Below are 21,372 nucleotides of genomic sequence, written 5' to 3' on the forward strand. Positions count from 1 at the left end.
TTGTGACATTTGACGACTTAAATAAGTTAATCAGAGAGAAACTTAGCGTAGAAACGTACCCTTATCAAAAGTACATCAGCGAAGAAATAGAGAAAAATCTGGACAGAAAGAGATTCATTATTATTTCAATGCCCACTGGTAGCGGGAAGACATTAATCGAACTATCCGTTGCCTATCATTTGACTAATAAGGTTAGCAACATAATTGTATTAGAACCCACTAGGCTTCTCTGCGACCAGATGTACCATAGATTCTGGAGGGAGGTCTTTGATGATGATGTTGGTGTAGAGTATGAGGGAGATTGTGAGTCCTTTGAGAAAGGCAAGAAAATAGTAGTGTCAACCCCATTTACAACAGCCAAATGTCTAGATAGAGCAGATGCAATAATAGTCGATGAAGTACATCATGCCTTTGGAGACGCGAGATATGAGGAAGTATTAGTAAATTTAGAGCCTAAATTCTTAATAGGCTTTACTGCCTTACTACCTTCTTATAAAAAGTATCTTATAGATCCCCGATTAATTAAGTTATTAGGTCAACCTGAGTATTTAGCGTATGATTTCAAGAGCCTCACTAAAATAGATCCATCTTTTAAGCTTCCTAAGGCAATAGCTGATATTTTCGATTCAGAGTTTAATAACTTAGAGGATTCTGTCTACGAGGCCTTCTTCAAGGGACTAATAAAAGGAAATAAGGAAACGGTCAAGTTCTTAGAACTCACGTTCTACACTTATGGCAAAGAGGCTTTCTGCGAAAGTTATAGAAGATTGATTGGGAAAGTAGAGGAGAGTCCTTACATTGATTCCATTTGCGATTCAAAGGATTTAAGCCACAAAGCTAGAGCATTAAAGAGCGTCTTAAACATTTATAGGGTTGATGAATTTAAACCAGTACTAATATTTACCTCCAGGAAGTCAACAGCATATGAATTCGAAAGGGCTATTTCTGATCTGGGGAAGGTGAAAGTAATAACTGGAGACTCACCTAGATATGAGAGGCTGAAAGTTGTACAAAATCTCAGAAAAGGGGAAATTGACGTTCTAATATCAACGATTGTGGGAGAGGAGGGTATTGATATACCCGAAGCTAAATTATTAATAATGACAGACGTTCCTCAAAGCCCATTGAGGTTCTATCAACGATTGGGAAGGTTAATAAGAGGAAAGGAGAAAGAGGAAGGAGAATCAGCTATAAAATATTTGGTTGTGACGTTGACCCCAAAGACTTCAGAATACGATAATCTAGATGAGGCGTTAAGGAATCTTTACTTAGAGGGAGTTGATGTGAGCTACCTTATTGAAAAGAGGGAAGATAAGGGGCCAGTTGCTAGAGTAATAGATATTATTAACAAAAGTGGAGGGAGAGTCCTAATTAATCAGATAGATGATACGAAAAAGAGAACTCTCTCGTTACTCTCACTCCTCGAATCAAATGAAAGTAGGTCTCACATAGACGAATACGTTGACAGAACACTGAGGGATGGTAAAGCGTTATATTATTACGATGAAGAGATGATGGGAAAGATAATTAGCCAAGTCCTATTGGGGAGTTATTGTAACATAGGTTTTGGAGAGACTTACATGAGGTTATGTAATAGTGAATATAAGAAAATTGGAGAGATTTTATGGAAGAAAAAAGGGAGTATAAAATTGGATAAGAAAAGTTCTCTTAGGCTTTTCATGAAGTTATTTCTCTCCAGTAATTTGGATGAGGTAATTAACGAGTTAAGTAGAAGGAAAAGTGAGTACGAGAAGGAGTTGGAGGGAAAAGATTATAGTGTTAAAGTCACTATGGGCAAAATTTGGAACGGCCTTATGGCTCAAATCCTCATCTCAGCTAGTGTTGATTCAGTTACTGTGAATCCTAAAGTTCAAATAAATTACTATGACCTCAAAGATGAAAAGCTAGCTAAATTAAATTCTCTTGTGATAGCCTATAATAGCTTGGTTAATTTTTATAAACTAACTTCTACTAGTAATGGTAAGGTAAACTCCAAATAGTGTTATTAACGATCCAATTATTTGAGGTAGCGTAGGAGCTACACCCAATACTGCGAAACTAGTAATATAAGCCATCACTGGCACTAATAAAGATCCAGTACTGGCATAAACAGTTCCCAATTCCCTAACTCCATTAAACCAGAAGTAGAACCCAAGTATTTGTGCTAGGATTGCCAATAGTAAAAGTAAGGATAGTGTAACTAAACTAAATCTGAAATAATAGTCAATCGGAGTAAAGGCTAGAACTATGGGAAGTGAGGTTAAGGTCATGAATGCGTTAAGTTTTACAATATCTTCCTTAGCTAAATTTCTGGAATAATAAATGGTACCTCCAGCCCACAGTATCCCAGCCAGCAATCCGAAAACTAACCCAATGTTAAAAGATAAAGTTGCTGAAGATATCACTCCCACTACTCCTAAAAGTACGCCGACAATCCCTTTAGGTGTGATCTTATGTCCCAGTAATCTCTCAATTATTAGAACGAATATCGGCTGTGTATAAATCATTACTGCTACCAAACCCGGATCTGGAGATAATCCAATTCCTAGATTTATGAGGATTAGGAAGAACGCGAAATTCATTAAACCGTTTATGAATTGCTTTTTACCTACTGATAGTCCTCTACCTAATATTAAAAAGAAAATTGCTGCTATCCCAATTCTAAATGCACTAATAATCATGGGAGATGCCGAGTATGCAATTATTTTAGTTAAGGGGAAGGCAAATCCCCAGAACAATGATAATGGAACTATCCATCTAAGGAACGAGATTGTGGTTCTCTGCATGTGGTAAAACAGAAAAGATTTAAAGATTAAAAAACTGAAGTCTCAATTTGCTTTTTGAAATTAATGATTTTTCATAAAGAGTTAATAGATGCCATTTTAAAACTAAATTGCAGACCTTTGGGGTTAAAAGAAAGAGAGGTAATAATCCCAATTTGGTGGAAAAATCTAATAGATTAGTAAAGCAGTCGATTTCATTTATAATAACATGTGATAGATAGATTGTTGCAGTGATAATGAGGGCGGAACTGCTCCACCTTTTCAGCAGAATAAGAAATGAATAAAGAATCGATGCTTTGCTATTTTATAGGATAGGCTAATTTATATGGTATATACTACTTTTAAAAAAGAAATGTATAACATTTATTGCTAGCTAACTTTATAAACTTATAATGAGATATAGTTTATGATGATAAATTATGGCGCAAGTCACGATAGAACAAACCCAGAAGTTTCTTCCCATGCTTAGAGTAACGTTAGGATTAATGTTCTTCTCAGCCTTCATTAGAAGAGCTATCAACGTACCGGCAAAACTTGACCCAAACAGTAGTGCCTACGTAGGAGGAAAATTAATAACGTTTTTGCCACATGCTTGGTCTCCAATAAAGGGAATGCTAGAAAGCATTCTGTTAAACCCTAGCTTACTCTACGACTTTATAATACTATTTACCGCAATAGAAGCGATTTTCGGACTTTTCATGATAATAGGATTTTTGACTAGATTATCCGGGCTCGTACTAGCCGGAATGGCTTGGGGAATTGGTTTAGCTGCTGGTTGGTTAGGTTCAACTTGTGTTGATGAATGGCAAATAGCCTCAGTAGAAGGTGCTGCAGCATTCATGTTCGTCTTCACTGGAAGTAGATGGCTTTCAATTGACTATATCTTAGCTAAAAAGTCGAAGGGAATCAAGATTGGTAAATACTACATACCCTTGTGGTGATAAAGGATGAACGGCAAGATTATAACACTAGTTGCAATTATTATGATAATATTTACTACCGGAGTTACATTAGGACTATATCAGATAAACTTTCAAGGACTAGGAAATTTGACCAACTACTCTAAAACTCCAGCCTATTCTCTAGTAGGTACTAGATTATACGAAAATGGTACATTGTTCCTACAAGTTGCTAGGACTGCCGGTCCAGATACTTATGGTGGTTTCGTAGTATTAGTCCAACTTCTATATTCCAACGGTACGGTATTGTACCAATGGACTGGCCAACAACTAGGTATGTTATCAAGCAATAATATAAAGAACGAATTCCCTTTACATCCATCTAAGCCGATCAAAATAGAAAATTATGGTGTTGGAATAGAAGTACCATTGGGGCAAAATTCTACAATAATCTTACAATTGCCTCACCCAATACCATCAGGGACTTATATTATAAAAGTTTGGGATGCTGATGGACAGTCAACGGCGTATGGGAATAAGTTCCAGATTACTGTAAAGGTAGATTCATAGCAAATTACTTTTTCTCTCTTTCCCCTCTTTTCCATTAATTTTAAATAGTTAGGTCCCATTATTTACTATAGTAAGAGTAGGAGATGCATTATTTAAGCTAATGAATGAGATAGAAATTAGACAAATATTTGGAAATCCCGGTACCACGCAGCTCAACTTTCTAAAATATATGCCAAAGAATTTAAACTATTATCTGGCACTACAAGATGGAATTTCAATAGGAATGGCTGAGGGCTATTACTTGGGGTTTGGATTTCATAGGATTTCATGATATTTAATATCAATCCTCAGCCCTTAAGCTTCACCAGAGTCACGGACGTTCATCCCTCTCCTCCCCATTAGCGGATGAGATTAGGTCTTCAACTAGTTCTTCTGATGTCTTGTCCTCCTTGTTTAGCGCAACTATTTCGTAGTTATGTACTTTAGAAACCTCCTTAAGTATTTCAAGACCAAATCTAACTAGTCTGTCTGGGTGTGCTATTATTACTCGTGATACTTCGTTGTTTAATATCATTTTCAGAAGCTTTAGGAATCCCTTATCTTTTCATATTCAACGCGGAACCTACGTCTATAATTACTAGGTCGTATTCTTTCACTTGTTCCTCTAAATACTTTACTTGGTTCACTAGCTCATCTTTCTGTGTGCTCGATGGTACTCTAGCGTAGAGTACTATTTTTCTCCTTCTCACTATTCCCATTAATTTTTCAACGTCTTCTTCTCTGAATCTCCACTTTCCATTCTGTAATATGACCGGTTTTATGTATCCTTTGTTCACATACTCCCTAAGTGTTGCATAGGATATGGCTAGTCTTAAGCATACTTCCTTTGGCCTTTAGAATTGTATAAAAATTTTTGACGAAATGATATAAACCTTATGATTTATCTGAAATTGTTGACCACGCCCATCAAAGTCCAAATACCAAGGAATGTGACTAGATAAAGGTAGAGTGCCTCTTCAGCTAATATTGATGCTATATCGTAAAAACCATGTTCAAAATCAAGTTTAGATGCTTGTAAGTGTTCTATTACCTACTTTGCTGAGATTTCTCATTATTTTTATTTTCTTCCCTTCCTATTTATAACTGTGAGCGGAAATAGAGTCAGATTGTTTAAAAGGAGAGCATTACGCTTTTTAGATGAAGCTAAAAGAGATCTTAATGAAGGATATTACGATATAGGCTCATTTCATGTAGAGCAAGCATTACAACTATACATTAAGGCCGTAATTTTCGAACTTTTCGGAAAAGAATATGAAGGGCATGGAATAAGGGAACTTCTTGGCTACCTCTCAAAGCTACTTAAGGAAAATGAATATGAGGAGTTAGCAAAAAAGGTAAACGAGAGAGTGTCCGGAATGTAATTATCTGAACGAATAGATAAACAGAATGATAAATATTAATATTGCCAGAAGGGTAGGACCTGGATCACCGAGAAAAACTTTATAATGGAAAAATATCAAGACGAGAGGATTTACCTATCGCGCATAGCGTTGCTTGATCGCGAGGAGGCGCGTCTCAGAGCTGAACGGCTCTACGTCCTGGAGGAGTCCTCCGTTGGATCGCGAGGAACATCTTGATGTTGTAGATCACTCCCAGGACGTGAAGGAAGACGTCGTTCCTCCAGGTCGTGGTCCCGTAGGGCCTCCAGAACGCGTTCAGGTAGGTGCCGAAGAACTCCACGTGGGCCCTCAGGGTAGTGAAGGGCTTCTCCCGCGCTATGAGCTGTGTCGGGGAGGGAGAGAATCCCCTGTCCGCGATCTTAATCCCCTTGAGCGGTGACTTGAACCTCTTGTCCGAGAAGTTGGCCGGCTTCACCGTGATGGACCTCACGAAGAGGGAGACGGAGATCACGGCTATGGCCTTGAGCCCGTAGTGCGAGACCCCTCTCTTCTTGGTCCACCTTCCCTCGAACCTCCTCTTGGTTCTCCCCAGGGAGAGCAGCTTCCTGGCCCTCTCCAGGTTACCTTCCCTCCTCTCCAGCTCCGCCTTCTCCCGAAAGGTCTCCACGCTCCTCTTCCCAGGAGGTAAGTCCAGTAGGAAGGAGTCCACTAGCCACGCCATGAAGTCCACGAGATGCGCGCTCGCAGGGAGGTAACTGGGTAGGCACTTCTCCTCAAGCTTGAAGGAAATCTCCAACAACTTCTTCCTCACCCCGTACAACCTGCCCACGAAGTCGTGCAGCGTGCTCTTCCCCACCTTCCTCCCCACGAACCAGGCCACGACCACGTTCACGTTAACCATTTTCACCGCGTCCCTATAGGAGCAAGAGTAGAGCACCATGACGATTAACAACTTCAAGTAAACCAGCGCGCCCTCGCCCAGAACCCTCTCCAAATCCATGGCGTCCAGCACGGGCTTGATCTCCGTTAACCATTTTTCCCTCCACGGCATATCCTCTATTGGGGGAAGAGGGTAGTACATCAGGTTTGGTATGTGTCTTAATGTTCTTGCCATGGTACTACCCTCTACTCCCATAACTTAAGTGTTACTCCAATTTAATCCAAGATAATGCTAAAAACCAATTTATTCTTGCCAATAAAAATTCAATTTTTTACATTCCGGACACTCTCACGAGTTAGTCCACAATTACAGACTAATAGATATTGAAACTGCTTATATAGATTCTAGATACGGTAATTTAGAATATGAAAGTGAAGACTTGAAATCACTAATTCAAGTTGCAGAGAATGTAATAAAATCACTAGAGGAGGTTGTAAAAGTTGTCAAGTTGGGTTAAGTTTAGGTTTTCTCACTTAAGGAGATGGAGAGAATACGCCGAAAAAATAGCAAAAGCCACTGCAGATTTAGAACCAGACTCAGAAGTTTATGTAATAGGTGGTGTTGCAGAAGATAGAATAACGGTTTTAAGCGATATTGATATACTAATACTAATAAAAAGAATAATCGATAGCAAAGAGAAAAAGAAGTTACGAGAGGTAATTCTTTTAAGGGCTATGGACTTCTATGGTTTGCCCTTTGATGCACCAGTTGAAATTCATATAGAAGATGAAGAGGGAGCTAAAAGATTTTTTGAGTTATCAAAGAAAGTGATAAAAATAATGTGAAAATCGCCTTACGAAAAATTACCAACCTTAGTTCTTAATCTTCTTATGCTAATTTTTTGTGAAAGATGACCTTCTGTAGACAATGTGAACTACTCTACGGGCGATTCAGGTCTCCTTTGCGAATTGTAATTTACAAATAATGTAGTTGTAAAAATGTTAGCATTGATAATTGTGTTTCTCTGCCAGTTAGTCGCCTTCATTTAGTTAATTTCGTAACAACCTTTGAAATAAAGTGAATTCACAATGGATAGTTGAATCTCCCATTAAATTTTTACTTGATAACTTTTCTTCTTTTTACTATTCAATTTTCAATGGAAAAAGATTTAATTGTTCAAAGATTATAACCACGAATTAATTGATTTCATGTTCCCATAAAATTTATTATGGCGAGAAAAGGTAACAATTTAATATGAATTTAAACAGTCACATACTACTAGCCTTGGCGTTTGGCTTAATTTTATTTCACAATGATATAGCCTTAGCTGTATTAGTAGGGATAGGAGCAGCGATACCTGACTTAGATAGGGAATACGTGTTCACTAAGAGGAAAATATTTGCTAAATATCAGTTACACAGAGCTCTCTTCCACAATATCTTTTTCGCATTAGCAGTAACTTATTTCAACCTATACTTAGGATTGGGAATATTTCTTCATATAGCCTTGGATCTACTCACCTCACCTACAGATAGGGGTGTAGAATTATTTTTCCCTTTAGGTAGACTTGTTAAGAACTTTGAGCTGGACTATGATGGAAACATAAGGCAAAGTAAAGGGATGATGTGGTATCTCGAAGACCCCGTGAGAATTATAAATAAGACAGCCGACCCTGGATTGAAAGTCGTTGTCAAAATGCCTTGGATAAGAATTTATGGTCCTTTTAAAAACAGTAGACTAGTTGATTGGATGATATTTTATTCCTCCTTTATTTTCATTCAATTGTATGAATTGAATAATCTAATTACATGGTGGGAGACGTTTCTATACACCGTTTTCGTAAAGTATGTTTTTATTGATATTGGAATAGTGCTGTTTTACGCTACGGGAGAATTGTGGAGGAGGAGATTACAGTTTCGGAATCTTAACAATAAGATGAAATATGTAATCATTGGAGTGATGACTTTCGGTCTATCACTCATTATATTTCAAGGTTTATATCTATATTCACCAATGAAGCCTATAATAAACCTTAATACATCATTGCTTATAATTGTCTCAATGCTTATCGGTCTATCTTTAGCCTATATCCATGTAAGAATTAGATTCAAAAAAATTACGTTATGATTTTTATCATCTTCTTCGCCTCAATACCAATATGGCAATTGCTACTACTGCTATTACTATTACTGCCACTATACCCATTAGTTCAGTATTGATGGATAATATTAAGGTCTCAACTATTGGCCCATTTACCGTTATAATGCTCCCTGGTGTTACGTTATAAGTCCCCGTAAATATGCCCTTTTCGTAAAAGGGAACGTTAGCACTTAATTGAATGGAGGAACCCGCGTTAATCCATACACTTCCATTCACTCTTTCACCATTTAAATATACGGGTAGATTGGAGTCTACTAAAACCCGATATTGTTTTATTGTGCTTAAGGTTATGTTTAAAGGTAGACTAACGTTGAATGACGATGACGGTAAAATTGATGATATTATGTACCTCTCATTGCTACCGTTGTAATATGTATAATTGAGTATGCTGATTTGAGTGCCTTGAGCAAACCAATCTGTACTGTTCAAAGTTATTTGTTTACCATTCACATTGGCAATAACTGGAATTTGTGAGTTTACTTTCACCAGATAGTAATATGTATAATTGGGAATAATATTCAAAACCTTAAACCAACTAACGTTAGGTTCTATTAGGCTGGGATAGTTTCCATTAAGCACTGCAAATGACGATGAGTTAATTGAATAGTTCTTAAAGAATCCTAATTTAATTTGGGTGGTAACGTAGCCGGAGAATGCATGTGAAAGGCTTTTATTTAGTAGAAATGGTATTTTGCTACTAATGTTTAAGTATAGGAAACTTGGATATGAAGGGTTAAATTTTGTAGTCAATAGACCAGGGTTCTGTCTGCCTATTGTAACGTAAGCATCACCGTTTTTACCTATCAAAACTTGCAAATTATTAGTGGATTCTGCGGTATCACTTCCGTAATTGTATACTTGTGAAAATGGAACCCATTCGCCACTTTTCATATAGAGTAATGCTAAGTAAGAAGACATGTTTAAGAAAGTTGTGCTTTCACCATTCCCAAATCCTCCCCATACTAACTCAGCATCTAAATAATTTCCCAGATATGTAACAATACCAAAATTCGCGCTGGGGGTGGTTTGATTAGCTATTATAATTGAAGCAAATGATAAATTTTGAATTGGAATGAAGACCGTATCGTAAAATATTGGGTTAGGTGGACTTATATTTCCGTTTTGAAGAATAACATAACCGAAACTAACATATACTCCTTGAGTATCATAGCTCTCATTTATTATAAGGTAGAACGAAAAGGGGAAATTATATTTAATATAATAAGTCCCATAAGCGTAGTATGAGGAATGAGAGAAAAAGTCTGAAGTAGAGTATATTTCACCTTTGCCAACTATATTGTTTATTCCAGCAAAGGGAGTAGTCGAGTTCCAAATATTGTCGCCAAAGAATACCTTACTCTCATTTGTAATGAAATCAGCTACATTTTGTAACCAGAAATAGTATTCTCCACCGCTAGTATTTACTTCTAACATAACGTTTAATTGAAGCGAAGCGCCATAAGGCGGAACTCCAAGCTGTGATGCAGAAGTGTTATAAGCCAACAGCGATGATATATTTGCATAACCTAGTACTTCATTTGTACATATAGGACCATTATAAGCTACTACTCCAGTTGGAAATGAAATGGCAACTAACGGTGTTAATAAGAGCAAAAGAAGGACTAACACTATATGCTTTAGCACGAAAGGGAAAATGAATTTTTAAAAATAAAAACGTTTTCCTAAATTGTACTTTGTTGATTTGTTCAATTTGTCTCATTAAAACGATATTGTATAACACTAATTTTTCAGTAATTAATATTTATTTCAACGTTCCTCTCAAGCTTACACCCTAATGCCCGGAGCCCTACCGACTACAGAATTCGCCAAGTGAACCATCCACGCGTAAGCCCAGAACTTGAGCTTAGCCTCAACTACTTGTCCAGCAAAACTTGTTGCCCTAACCGATTCCCCAAAAGTACGCTTCACCGCAGAGAACAAGGACTCGACCCTCCACCTAACGCCATAACCCTTCTCCTCCCTCCAACGATCATAACCCAACTTCCTAAACTCCCGCACAGCCTTACGTCTAGCAAGATGGCCCCTTTTAGTAGAAGCGTTCTTCTTGGGAGGAACTACAACCTCAACTCCGGTCTTGTAAACCTCATTGGCGTCATATGTCTTATCTCCATAAAACTTCTTGACCTTCTTTCCCTTATCTTGAAGATCCTTAACTGTTTTTACAGCGCTTTCAACCTCGTTGCTAGTGACCTCAGCGTTTATCACGTTGAATTCGTTATTGTCCATTACTATCTCGATCTTGAGGAATTTTGAATCCCTAGTCTTACCCCACTTGGCAACAATGTATTGTCCTCCCGTGTTTGTGCTAATGCCTGTAGCGTCTGCAATTACTTCAAGTTCGTCACTTGCCTCGGGGAAGGTTATTTTCATGTTCCTCACTCTCTTCCATATTGTTGAGTAATCGAGGCTTGTGGGGATGATCTTCAATTGTTCTAAGGCTCTTAATACTCCTTCTATTGCTCTGTAAGGTAGGAAGATGTGGAGGAAGGCTAGGAATTCGTCGAACTCCTTCGGAGCTTTATACTTTGTCCTAGCGTTCCTGTTCTCCTCTGCTAATAAGTCCCACCAATGTTCGAATACGTAGAAGGGGAACATCAACTTATATCTAGTAATGACGTTCTCGTCGTACTTGCTCCAGTCCCTCTTGTACTTACTCTTTCCCATAGGTAATACTTAAACGAATAATTTATAAACTTTTTGTACAATTCTGAAGCAATCCACAAAGCACCTAAATTGCAAGCAAGTTGTTGATTCTTTTAATCATATCAGCTTCTCTGAACGTGTAGAACGTTACTGCTTGACCTACTCTACCCATTCTACCAGTCCTTCCTACTCTGTGTATGTAAGTCTCCACATCTCTGGGAATATCGAAGTTTATTACCTTGTCAACGTCTACTATGTCGATTCCCCTTGAAGCCAAATCAGTTGCAACTAGAACATTGTATTTCCCTTTCTTAAATCCGTAAAAGTTCTTCAGTCTAACGCTTTGTGGCATATCCCCGCTTAAAAGTCCTACATTTACTCCCTTCCCCCTTAATAAGAAATACAGTTTCCTAGCCCTATCCCTAGTCCTAGCGAATACTAGAATTTTCTCACCACTAATCTCCTCAAGTAATTTCGATACCTTATCACTCCAATCATTTCTGACCTTTACGAATATCTGTTTAACCTCCTCTACTGGTTTATATTCATCTAGTACGATCTCTCTAAGATCCTTGGAGAACTCTTTGGCAAGGGTCATGATTTCATCTGGTATTGTAGCTGAGAAGAACCCTGTGATCTTGGCATTAGAATGGTTTAATATCATCCTAATATCGTCTATAAAACCCATATCCAACATTCTATCTGCCTCATCAACTATGATGACATCGTAACCGGAGAAGTCAATCTTGCCCTTACTCCACAGATCCAAAAGTCTCCCTGGGGTACCAACTACTATCCTAGATTGTCTTTGGCCATCGTAACTCATTCCACCTATTATCAAGCTAACATCGATTTGTTTATATTTCCCTAATTTCCTTATCTCATCTAGAATCTGCGTTGCCAATTCTCTAGTAGGTGATAAAATTAAAGCTGTACTATTTCTTTCTAGAATCGGAATAACATAAGCGGCAGTCTTACCAGATCCGGTCTTAGCTTGAGCTATCACACTTTTACCGTTTAGCAATTCCGGAATAACAACTTCTTGAACTTTGGTAGGCTTAATGTAACCAGCTTCACTCAAAGCCTTTCTTAAATCCTCACTTAAATTTTCAAACATATTGGGTTAGTGATCGTGCTGGTCTAATAAAGCTATGCTTATCTGAGCAATAAAAAATTAACATGTTTACTACTTTTGTAAGTAAGTTTAAATTTAAGTTGTCAACTACTTATATATCTACAATGGATAGCTCAAAACATTCATTAATTTACTCAGCCATAATCCTTGTACTGATGACGATCTCAGCTAGAGCTACAAATAACATGGTTACTACAACAGTTCCACTCTTAGCGAAATATAGTCTTCAGCTATCTAACTCTATGGTAGGCCTTTTATCAGCCTTATTATTTACATTCAACTTCATTGCCACAACATTTATTAATCCTGAACTTAATTCGAAGCTAAGAAAAAGGGCGTTCGTTATATCGAATATTATAATTTTACTTTCCTTACCACTCTATTATCTGTCTAACGTAATATCAATATGGATAATCTCAATCTTCGCTGGGATTGCTTTTGGTTTAGTAATGCCTAATCTAATAACAGCAGCGAGTTTAGCAAATGATAAGAAATCAGTTGAGAGACTACTATCCCTTTACTCAACTAGCCTTAGTACCAGTTTGATCCTAGGCCCTGCAATTGAAGTCTATTTACTAACTAGATATGACTATAGGGATGTATTTCTATGGTTTATTCCGATAGCAGTTATAGGTGTTATAATTGCTTCAAGAATTAGATTCCCAGATGTTAAGAGAGAAAGTAGTGGGATGTCAGTGATTAAAAATAAGGGTTTAATGGCAGCTTCCTTATCGATTACAACCTATAACGTGCCATTCGCTGCATTTACAACATTCTTGGCTATATTGGCTAAAGATAGATTCAACTTGCCGAGTTTTGATGCCTATTTTGTCTTTTTGCCATTCTATATAATGTCGTTCTTAACCAGACTCACAATGACAATAAGGCCTTTTGAAAACCTCAGAATGCCCATGTTAATTTCAATTATTATAACGATTTTAGGATTGTTTGGACTACTATACGCTCCCAACTATTCTATTTTCTTAGCAGTTATTGCACTACTGGGAATACCTCATGGTTCAATATTCCCCATGGCTACCATAATGATAAGTAGGGCTACGAGCATTGCTGAAAGGAATGCAGTAAATTCCTATTTTTCGGCATATAACAACTTATTATTCTTAATAGTACCAGCTATAATTGGATTTGTATCAGAGATAATTGGATTAACGTTCTCCATCTCAGCATTAGTAATACCAGTTGCCATTACTGCAGTAGTTTTCTTCAAGATGTTTTGGAATGATAATATTATGGTCAAGAGATGAAAATTTAAATAACTTCAAGGCTTTCCATATCCACATGGATAAGAAAGTCTTGATTTTTATAGTATTAATAGTTATAATATCTTTTGCTTTAATAATGGTATATCCCTCAGATAGCCTTTTGCTTTCTCCACAAGAGGCCGAAACTATTTTTGGCGGGAAATGGGGAGTTTTGCTTAACGACACAAATCTAAAGTCTGTCCACACGATAACAATATATCATGTTAATAGTGCAAATCTTACTAAACAACAGTCGCTAGAAGTCAAATCAATTGAGGAGGAAGTACTCGTGGGAGACGTAAATAGTACCAATGTGGAATTGACAATAGTTGTCGTAAAGTTTTCTTCAAACAATAGTTGGAGTGAAATTTTAGGCAATAATACTAATTATTATAAATACAACGGATATTATGTTACTTATTCCGCTACTTCCTTTACGTATCCTAAAACAATTATAATGGCTTATAATGGCTCAACGTTAATAGAGATAACTTTAGATGGGTACCAAGCTTCATTTACTCAAGTAAAGGAGATATTAAGCGATCTCAAAATTTAAGACTTTACGTAATCCATCGCCGTCTTCTGACGATTCCCAAAAATAATTTTTATAAAATCTCATTAGCTTCAACTCGCTGTAGCCTTATATGGGTTTATAAAGAAAAAATTAAAAAAAAAAAAGTTAAATTCCAACGTATGGTATTGTTCTCCCAAATCCAAGTAAATTAGCTAAAATTGCCATAACTATTAACGCTATAATTATTGCAACACCGTAATAGTCAACTCTTGTAAACTTAAGTTCTACTAGGCTAGTCCTACTTGGATAAGCCCTAAATCCTCTAGTATCAGCCGAAATCGCCAAATTCTTAGCTCCCCTAAACAAGTACACCATAGTCGGAATTATTGCCTCAAATATTGCATAAACTATTAGAAGTGAAGAAATTAATTTCGGTTTACCGTATCCTAAACCCCTCATGTACTGCATTTTTACTGAAGTGTCTAACAGTTCAAATATTCTAGGTATCATCCTTATGCCAACTAATACCGAAAACGTAATTGCAATAGGTATCTTTATTTTGGTGAACATCCTGAAAATATCAGATCCAGTAGTCGTAGTAATTAGCAGTAATGCTGATAATAGGACTGGGGCTATTCTAAATGAAGTTTGAAGACCATAGATTAGTGCTTGTAACGTTAACTGTTGCTCATATCCCATCACTTGGAAATAAGATGGAAAAGTCCAAACTACCGTAAACTGTTTTTCATTAGGAAATGCGAGTTGTAGTGTACTAGGAGGTGTATATGGTGCAACACTCCACGTTCCACCTAATATTGTGGAAAGGGTTAAGAAAGACACATATCCAAATTTCCTTACTCCTTCATTTAGAGTTAAATATGATAATAAGAGGATTAAGGTCAATATGGCACCTATCCACCATACTGTAGTAGCAGCTACAGTCATAACTACTATTGTGAGTATTACTTTTGTAACGGGATTTAACTTGTACATAAACGTATTTCCAGTCTCATAACGCGTTATTTCCTTTAAACCAGTTATACCTATCAAGAAGATTACTAACAATGCTGGGACTGCTGAGCCATAAAGCGCAATTATCCAACTTATTATTTGATCAACTAAACTGTTCATTTTTTATCAACCCACCCAATTCGTATTCTAATGGAGGTTCTATACCATGATTAAGTGATTTACTGAAAACCTCCTCTGGTTTTCCTTCTAAAACTATTTTCCCATCACTCATCACTAATAAATAATCTGTAAATCTATCAACAAATCTCGCATCATGAGTTACAACCAGTATCGTATATCCTTTATTCCTTAATTCCAAGAGTTCTTTCCCTAAGATTTGCCTATGATACCAATCTTGTCCACTTGTCGGTTCATCCATTAGTATAACCTTAGCTCCACCCGCTATCACTGAAGCCATTGCAACCCTTCTCCTTTGTCCCATGGAAAGGACTAAAGGATCTTCCGTTCTATAGGCATCTAATGAAAATATCCTCAAGATCTCCCCTAACCTCATCTCATCATATACGCCTCTATTCTTCATCGAGAATTTAACCTCATCCTCAACCGTCCTCTTTATAAACATAACATCGAAAAATTGTGGTAAATAAGCCAAATATTTTCCCCTTTCCACAAGTTTGGCCTTACTTAAATCTTTCCCGTTAACTATAACCTTCTCCTCCTCTACTATTAGCCTCTTCTTATCAATTAAACCAACAATAGCCTTCAATAAGGTAGTCTTTCCGGAACCGTTCTTACCCATTAACGCCGTTATAGTACCTTGTTTTAATGATATTTTAGTATTAATCAGATACTTTCCGCTTTTCGTCTTTACCTTTACGCTTGCAAAAAGTATTTCTCCTTTCCCCTCATTTCTCGAGGGTGGTTTATAATTATATGTTTTCCTTAAATATTCGTAATCTATTCTCCTAAAACCGCTTTTCTTTAAAAATAGCATATAATCTGGTATTTCAAGACCTAAAGAATGGAGAAGATCAGCCCTATCTATAATCTCATCTTTTTTAATATCCACTGCAATTTTTCCACTTTCTACTACAATTATTCTATCAATAAAGGGTAATACTCTCTCTATTTTATGCTCAACTAAAACTAGACTAATCCCCTCAGATCTAAAAGTCTTTACTAGCTCTAAAATTTCCCTAGTACCTTGTGGGTCTATATTGGAAGTGGGTTCGTCCAAAATCAGTGCCTTAGGTCTCATGGCTAGGACTGAAGCTAAAACAGTCCTTTGAAGTTCTCCCCCAGATAGGGTATTAATCTCCCTATCCCTTAAGTGTGAGATCCCACAGATCTTCATTGACTCTTCAACCCTGTTTATCATCTCCTCTCTACTTACCATGTAGTTCTCTACACCGAAAGCTACCTCATCTATCACAGTGTAATTAAAGGCTTGAGTGTCTGGATCTTGTAACAGTGTACCCACATATCTCGATATTTCGGACGTTGGTGTAGTCTTAATGTCCAACCCAAAGACCCTAACTTCACCTTTCACCTCAGCGTTAATGAGGTGGGGAATTACGCCATTAATCACACTTACTAGTGTAGACTTTCCACTCCCTGATCTACCAGTTATTAAAACAGACTCCCCTTCTTCTATATCAAGCTTATCTATAACTATACTTGGTTTTGTTTTCCCCATATAGGTTACTTGGAGGTCCCTAATCTCCACGAATTTCACTGTCCCACCGCTTTGGCTATCCTCTGCCCAGCTAATGCTCCCAAAATTCCTATTATTACGTCACCTGGTATAAAGGCTAAAAAGTCAAATTGGATAGTAGCCCAATTCACTATTGCCCCACTTATCAATGGTTTAAAGAAGCCTAGATAAAATATGGGATCTGGGATGGCAAACAATATACCAATTATTATCCCTTCTACTATAGCTAATCCCACAGTAGTTCTAGTTGCAACCGATGATCCATCAGCACTTTTATATCCAATACCGAACAATTTACCTCTACTACCGATGATCACAAGGTCAAGAAATAGTCCATAAGTCAAGGCTTCATAAATCGTATACATCGGCTCTCCACCAAAACCATAGAAAAATAGGTCTGATAATATGTTAAAAATTAGCAAACTTAGTATTCCAGTACCGGGTTTCCTAACTAAAGCCGCTACTATTAGGAGTATGAACATCCTTCCCCAGAATCCAACTCCTATGAAAGGCGTACTAGGTAAAAATCTCCCGATAAAACTGCCTATATAGAACTCCCAAACCACGCTAAAGGCAGCTCCTACTGCGATGTAAACTAAATCAATTGTTGTAAAACTCTTTAAGCCAAACCTCTTAGCGAAGTAGAATAATATTGCAAGCCCTATGATGAAGTATATTACAACTATTTCCCATGGCAACATGCCTGGAACTGAAGTATCGAACTTTATCCCATTGAATGTCATAATTAATTTTAGCTACAAATATTTAAAAGGATTTCCTATATTAGAATTATAAACTATATAGTTTACTTATGGTAATATCTACTTATAATTTAGAGATTTTTCATGATCGTTGGTATTATCTCCCGTAAATCCCTTACTTTTTCTTTTATCTCAGGATAAAAATCGTATCTATCCAGTAACACTGCATCTAGATAACTCCTTCTAGCTCCAATGTAATCAATCTCATATATATCCCCTATATGTAATGCAGGATATCCTCCCTTTGAAATGGCAATAGCGAAGATCTTTGGGTTGGGTTTAACAATACCAATTTCGTGGGATAAGACCAAATTATCGAAATATTTAACCAACCCTAACTCTTCCAACAACTTTTTAGTTCTAGGCGACGAATTGCTCACTAGGATTAACTTCAAATTAGCACTTCTGATGGTTTCTAAAAACTCAATCACTTCATCATACACAAACGCTTCACCATCTCTTATATCAGAACTCATTATACTATTGATCAGTTTCTCATCTGGAGGAATACTCAAATTGTATAAGAACTCCTTAATATCAGTTGGTTGCGCGTAGTTGTTAATAGCCATGGCTTTTACATACGCTCTGAAAACCTTTCTAATTTCAACATCATAACCATGTTCTTTAAGAATAATTTGCAATTTCTCATAAAATGCTGGTTTAAAACCCACAAGCGTGTTTCCGAAGTCTAAGAAAATTGCCCTATACACGTGATCTCACTAAATCTCTTAGGTTATATACTTTTGTTCTTCTTAAAGGCTAAGATTATGTACTTCATTATACTTCGTCAGACTTTAAAGGGCAAGAAAACTTCACTCAGTATTGACGTCCAAGGTTCACCGCACCTCTTCACACTATACGTAAGGTCATTTACTCTCTTGGATATGGAGCGTAGGAACCTCGTTGCATCCCACATTAAGGTCTCGAAGTCCGTGTAAATCTTCGAGTAGAGCCTTTTCTTGAGGACTGCCCACGGCCCCTCCGCCGGACTCTTATCCGGAGAGTAAGGCGGCAGATAAACAAACTCCACCCCATTTTCCTCAAGGAATTCCCTCACTTCATTACCGTGTATTCTAGCATTATCCATCACTATCACGGTCTTCTCGTCCTTTATTACCTTCCTCAAGTAGAGTATAATATCTTTTGAGTTCAGCGAGGGCTTCTTGTATGTCGAATAGGAGAAAGTTATTCCCTCTTTACTAATCGTTATCCCGCCTACTACTGCAAACCTCTTCCTCTTAGGGTTGACCTTTATCCCTCCTCCGACCTTCATCCAGCCTTTACCCTTGTTTATGTAGGACACGTACGACTCATCGAAGATGTGTACCTTGTACCCTTCTCTTATTTTTTTAAAAAGCTTCTCCCCTTGTTCCTTCACCCACCTTTCTACAGCGTTATCGTCTCTAACGTAAGTTCTCTTTCCTTTCTTGTACTTGAAGCCTAACTTCTTGAGGACTGGGCTTAAACTCCTCGGGTTGTACTTTATCCCAAATTCCTTGTCAAGTATATACGCTATGAGCTTCAAGGTCCAGAAATCGTAGTTCAAGCCGAAATCTCTTGGGCTCTTTTCTAAGATTCGGACGAGCTTTTCCTCGTCCTTCAGTTTCGTGGGTCCCTTCCTCGGCTTAGCGCTCAGGTCACCTTTCCTCAACCACTTGTACACGGTAAAGATGGAGACGTCATACTTCTTGGCAACGTCCTTTATACTCATCCCGTTCCTCACATCTTTTACAGCGTTAATCCTCCTCTCTTCCTCTTGTTTCTTGTTGAGCCTTATACCGTGCATTCTGGATTTCGGCATAACAATTTAGTATTACTCATGAAATATAAATCTTGCTCTTTAAAGTCTGACGAAGTATAACAAACTAACTACAATTGTATCTTCAACTAATATATGATGAGTAATTTAGGTTAGTAATGCCCTAACCCTTTATGAAAACTCAATAAGTTCTCAAAACAAAAAATGGGAAAAAATTTAATTAGTGGGGAATAAATGCAAATAATAATGAGTGAAAACGATAGGTACATTAACCCTCTAATTCTCGACAATCCTTTAAGATTTCTAGTCTCATCTCCTAATAAGATAATATCGAGATTTTCGGAATATCTTAAAGAGGACTATACGATAGTAGACTTGGGATGTGGCCCTGGGTTCTTCACAACAGTCCTTGCTAGGATGGTGAAAACGGTATATGCAATAGACCCGGATGAAAGAGCAATTAGCAAGCTAAAAGAGAAAGTTCAAAAATTATCTTTAAATAACGTTATACCTTACGTTGCGCCTGCTCAAAAGTTAGAATTTATTAGAGATAAAAGTATTGACTTTGTTTTCTCTAACTTAATGCTATGTTGTACTTCAGACCATGATGGAGCATTAAGGGAAATTAAGAGAATTCTAAAGGATAGTGGTTTAGCGTATATCAGCGTTACAAGGAGTTTTATCACGAAAGACAAAAAAGACGTTAGTGGAAAGGAATGGAAGGAAATACTTAGCCAGTTTAAAGTGGTAAAGGAAGGGAAGAGTTTATTGGAAAGATGGGCTATAGTACAACAAAAGACCCTTTAATTAACTTAGCCTTCTCCTTACCCTAAATAGTTACTATGGGGCGGGTTAATAGGTTGTTTACTAAGGGGTTTAGTATTCATAAGATTTCATGATATTAAGTCTGAGCCCTTGGGCTTCACAGAAGTGTTTACCCGTGGCGTAACTTCTGCTTACTTTTAGCCACTTCTAATTCCGCCACGGGCACCCCTCTTGAGGGCTCATACACACTCACCCTCAACTCATTGGGGCTAGTCGAGGGAAACACCACTACCCTCCCATCCGTATTTGTCGCCCCCAATACCTCGTGAGCATAGCCCGTCATCAGTATGGAGTTCATCAATTTATAATGTAGAGGAAATAATATATAAACATAATCATAATAAAGATCATATTGTGAAATGATTAAAAGTATTTAAAAGTTATGCAAATGCGTTACAGTCTAGGAGCTTTATCCCATTCATCCTTCTTCGCTCATTAGTAGATAATCTCTATCAGCGACTATCCTATAGGTGAACCGGCACTCATTAACATTTTCAGCACTAGCCTATCGAGGTAAATAGTCCATTTGCTGATGTCTTATCACGAGAACGTATAAGCTTTATAGTTTGTCTGAAACTGTTGGTCACAGTTTGTCGTTCTCTTATCATAAGTAAGCTAAATATATCATTATGATACCGACAATTATTGCTAGACCGTTAATTGCGGGATTATCGTATTTGAAATGAGCTAAGGCAAATCTCCTCCATTTCCCATACTTTTTAACGTAAATTCCCCTTTCAGTAAAAACGTCTAATAGCATGTGTGAAGGTCCCACAACTATACCGTTTAACAGTGTAAGTAATATTACCCTATTGTTGATGGAAAAGAGATAGTACTCATGATAGTTCAGCCCATAATAGTAAATTAATAAAAGGATAAAAATTGGTATTATGGATATAATTCCCCAGACCACACTTCTAGGAATTGTATGAGTCAATGGAGTCCTCATTGAGATGTAACCGTACCTAGTAATGATCTCCTTATGGCCAATCCTATCAATCAAGGAGTTCCCTATTACTGAAACTATTCCACACAAGATTAGAGTGTAATAAAAATATTCGTGAAAGATGCCAGAGTCTAGAAGCGTTAATAAGCCAGTCGAGAAGACGTAATGGGTTCTAAGCCTCACAAGAT

The 21,372-nt window shown here is 37.3% G+C and carries 22 protein-coding genes and 2 pseudogenes; 11 read left to right on the plus strand and 13 right to left on the minus strand.

The window, feature by feature from the left end:
- Positions 1–2 precede the first annotated feature (2 nt).
- Entirely contained in the window at positions 3–2,000 is a 1,998-nt protein-coding gene (locus SSOP1_RS09475; protein ID WP_009991421.1) for a DEAD/DEAH box helicase, read from the plus strand.
- Here the strand turns inward: SSOP1_RS09475 and SSOP1_RS09480 are convergent.
- Positions 1,962–2,786, minus strand: coding sequence for a DMT family transporter (locus tag SSOP1_RS09480; RefSeq protein WP_009991420.1), 825 nt, complete (start codon positions 2,784–2,786; stop codon positions 1,962–1,964). The genes SSOP1_RS09475 and SSOP1_RS09480 overlap by 39 nt on opposite strands.
- A gap of 416 nt (positions 2,787–3,202) precedes the next feature.
- Here SSOP1_RS09480 and SSOP1_RS09485 point away from each other — a divergent pair, with 416 nt between their 5' ends.
- From SSOP1_RS09485 to SSOP1_RS16520, 3 genes are all read left to right on the plus strand, one after another.
- The gene (locus tag SSOP1_RS09485; RefSeq protein ID WP_009991418.1) at positions 3,203–3,724 is read left to right on the plus strand and encodes a DoxD domain-containing protein; all 522 of its coding nucleotides are present in this window, start codon (positions 3,203–3,205) and stop codon (positions 3,722–3,724) included.
- A 6-nt stretch (positions 3,725–3,730) separates the two neighbouring features.
- Positions 3,731–4,252 (plus strand): TQO small subunit DoxA domain-containing protein, encoded by a 522-nt coding sequence (locus SSOP1_RS09490; RefSeq protein ID WP_009991416.1) that lies wholly within the window; start codon positions 3,731–3,733, stop codon positions 4,250–4,252.
- A 100-nt stretch (positions 4,253–4,352) separates the two neighbouring features.
- Positions 4,353–4,523 (plus strand): thiamine pyrophosphate-binding protein, encoded by a 171-nt coding sequence (locus SSOP1_RS16520; RefSeq protein WP_009991415.1) that lies wholly within the window; start codon positions 4,353–4,355, stop codon positions 4,521–4,523.
- Positions 4,524–4,598: 75 nt separating this feature from the next.
- Here the strand turns inward: SSOP1_RS16520 and SSOP1_RS09495 are convergent.
- A pseudogene (locus tag SSOP1_RS09495) lies at positions 4,599–5,055 on the minus strand (IS607 family transposase); the annotation flags it as partial.
- A 282-nt stretch (positions 5,056–5,337) separates the two neighbouring features.
- Between SSOP1_RS09495 and SSOP1_RS09500 the strand changes: the two are divergent.
- A complete protein-coding gene (locus SSOP1_RS09500; protein WP_010923638.1) occupies positions 5,338–5,613 on the plus strand; it encodes a HEPN domain-containing protein in 276 nt (91 codons plus the stop codon).
- Between the two features lie 154 nt (positions 5,614–5,767).
- On the opposite strand, the gene SSOP1_RS09505 is transcribed toward SSOP1_RS09500, so the two are convergent.
- Positions 5,768–6,727 (minus strand): IS5-like element ISC1234 family transposase, encoded by a 960-nt coding sequence (locus SSOP1_RS09505; protein WP_010923364.1) that lies wholly within the window; start codon positions 6,725–6,727, stop codon positions 5,768–5,770.
- Between the two features lie 127 nt (positions 6,728–6,854).
- On the opposite strand from SSOP1_RS09505, the gene SSOP1_RS16525 reads away from it, so the two are divergent.
- The 3 genes from SSOP1_RS16525 (at position 6,855) to SSOP1_RS09515 (ending at position 8,599) form a co-directional block, all read left to right on the plus strand.
- A complete protein-coding gene (locus SSOP1_RS16525; RefSeq protein ID WP_269454401.1) occupies positions 6,855–6,989 on the plus strand; it encodes a HEPN domain-containing protein in 135 nt (44 codons plus the stop codon).
- Entirely contained in the window at positions 6,973–7,317 is a 345-nt protein-coding gene (locus tag SSOP1_RS09510) for a nucleotidyltransferase domain-containing protein (protein ID WP_009991002.1), read from the plus strand. Before SSOP1_RS16525 ends, SSOP1_RS09510 begins: the two co-directional genes overlap by 17 nt.
- Before the next feature lie 409 nt (positions 7,318–7,726).
- Entirely contained in the window at positions 7,727–8,599 is an 873-nt protein-coding gene (locus tag SSOP1_RS09515; protein ID WP_009991000.1) for a metal-dependent hydrolase, read from the plus strand.
- Between the two features lie 6 nt (positions 8,600–8,605).
- Here SSOP1_RS09515 and SSOP1_RS09520 read toward each other — a convergent pair whose 3' ends face one another.
- The 3 genes from SSOP1_RS09520 to SSOP1_RS09530 all read right to left on the minus strand — a co-directional run bounded on the left by SSOP1_RS09520 (position 8,606) and on the right by SSOP1_RS09530 (position 12,413).
- Complete coding sequence (locus tag SSOP1_RS09520) at positions 8,606–10,276, minus strand: thermopsin (RefSeq protein ID WP_009990998.1); 1,671 nt, start codon at positions 10,274–10,276, stop codon at positions 8,606–8,608.
- Between the two features lie 141 nt (positions 10,277–10,417).
- The gene (locus SSOP1_RS09525; RefSeq protein ID WP_010923619.1) at positions 10,418–11,317 is read right to left on the minus strand and encodes an IS5-like element ISC1058 family transposase; all 900 of its coding nucleotides are present in this window, start codon (positions 11,315–11,317) and stop codon (positions 10,418–10,420) included.
- A gap of 64 nt (positions 11,318–11,381) precedes the next feature.
- The gene (locus tag SSOP1_RS09530) at positions 11,382–12,413 is read right to left on the minus strand and encodes a DEAD/DEAH box helicase (RefSeq protein WP_009992772.1); all 1,032 of its coding nucleotides are present in this window, start codon (positions 12,411–12,413) and stop codon (positions 11,382–11,384) included.
- Positions 12,414–12,535: 122 nt separating this feature from the next.
- Between SSOP1_RS09530 and SSOP1_RS09535 the strand changes: the two genes are divergently transcribed.
- Positions 12,536–13,696: an MFS transporter gene (locus SSOP1_RS09535; RefSeq protein WP_014511718.1), complete on the plus strand. Its 1,161-nt coding sequence runs from the start codon at positions 12,536–12,538 to the stop codon at positions 13,694–13,696.
- Complete coding sequence (locus SSOP1_RS09540; protein ID WP_009992770.1) at positions 13,671–14,249, plus strand: hypothetical protein; 579 nt, start codon at positions 13,671–13,673, stop codon at positions 14,247–14,249. Before SSOP1_RS09535 ends, SSOP1_RS09540 begins: the two co-directional genes overlap by 26 nt.
- A gap of 123 nt (positions 14,250–14,372) precedes the next feature.
- On the opposite strand, the gene SSOP1_RS09545 is transcribed toward SSOP1_RS09540, so the two are convergent.
- The 5 genes from SSOP1_RS09545 to SSOP1_RS16530 form a co-directional block, all read right to left on the minus strand.
- Positions 14,373–15,338 carry an energy-coupling factor transporter transmembrane component T family protein gene (locus SSOP1_RS09545; protein ID WP_009992768.1) on the minus strand — a complete coding sequence of 322 codons (966 nt, stop codon included), beginning with the start codon at positions 15,336–15,338 and terminating at the stop codon, positions 14,373–14,375.
- Positions 15,322–16,914, minus strand: coding sequence for an ABC transporter ATP-binding protein (locus tag SSOP1_RS09550; protein ID WP_009992766.1), 1,593 nt, complete (start codon positions 16,912–16,914; stop codon positions 15,322–15,324). The genes SSOP1_RS09545 and SSOP1_RS09550 overlap by 17 nt, the downstream gene beginning before the upstream one ends.
- Positions 16,911–17,636, minus strand: coding sequence for a hypothetical protein (locus tag SSOP1_RS09555; RefSeq protein ID WP_009992765.1), 726 nt, complete (start codon positions 17,634–17,636; stop codon positions 16,911–16,913). Before SSOP1_RS09555 ends, SSOP1_RS09550 begins: the two co-directional genes overlap by 4 nt.
- Positions 17,637–17,725: 89 nt before the next feature.
- Entirely contained in the window at positions 17,726–18,364 is a 639-nt protein-coding gene (locus SSOP1_RS09560; RefSeq protein ID WP_009992764.1) for an HAD family hydrolase, read from the minus strand.
- Between the two features lie 77 nt (positions 18,365–18,441).
- On the minus strand, positions 18,442–19,455 hold the full coding sequence (locus tag SSOP1_RS16530; RefSeq protein ID WP_010923639.1) for an IS630-like element ISC1078 family transposase: 1,014 nt from the start codon (positions 19,453–19,455) through the stop codon (positions 18,442–18,444).
- Between the two features lie 192 nt (positions 19,456–19,647).
- Between SSOP1_RS16530 and SSOP1_RS09575 the strand changes: the two genes are divergently transcribed.
- A complete protein-coding gene (locus SSOP1_RS09575; RefSeq protein ID WP_009992763.1) occupies positions 19,648–20,220 on the plus strand; it encodes a class I SAM-dependent methyltransferase in 573 nt (190 codons plus the stop codon).
- A 127-nt stretch (positions 20,221–20,347) separates the two neighbouring features.
- On the opposite strand, the pseudogene SSOP1_RS17925 reads toward SSOP1_RS09575, so the two are convergent.
- Positions 20,348–20,542, minus strand: a pseudogene (locus SSOP1_RS17925) (hypothetical protein); the annotation flags it as partial.
- Positions 20,543–20,842: 300 nt separating this feature from the next.
- Positions 20,843–21,367, minus strand: coding sequence for a DUF1286 domain-containing protein (locus SSOP1_RS09585; protein ID WP_009992018.1), 525 nt, complete (start codon positions 21,365–21,367; stop codon positions 20,843–20,845).
- Positions 21,368–21,372: the final 5 nt, after the last annotated feature.

The sequence above is a fragment of the Saccharolobus solfataricus genome (genome assembly GCF_900079115.1).
Classification (GTDB): domain Archaea; phylum Thermoproteota; class Thermoprotei_A; order Sulfolobales; family Sulfolobaceae; genus Saccharolobus; species Saccharolobus solfataricus.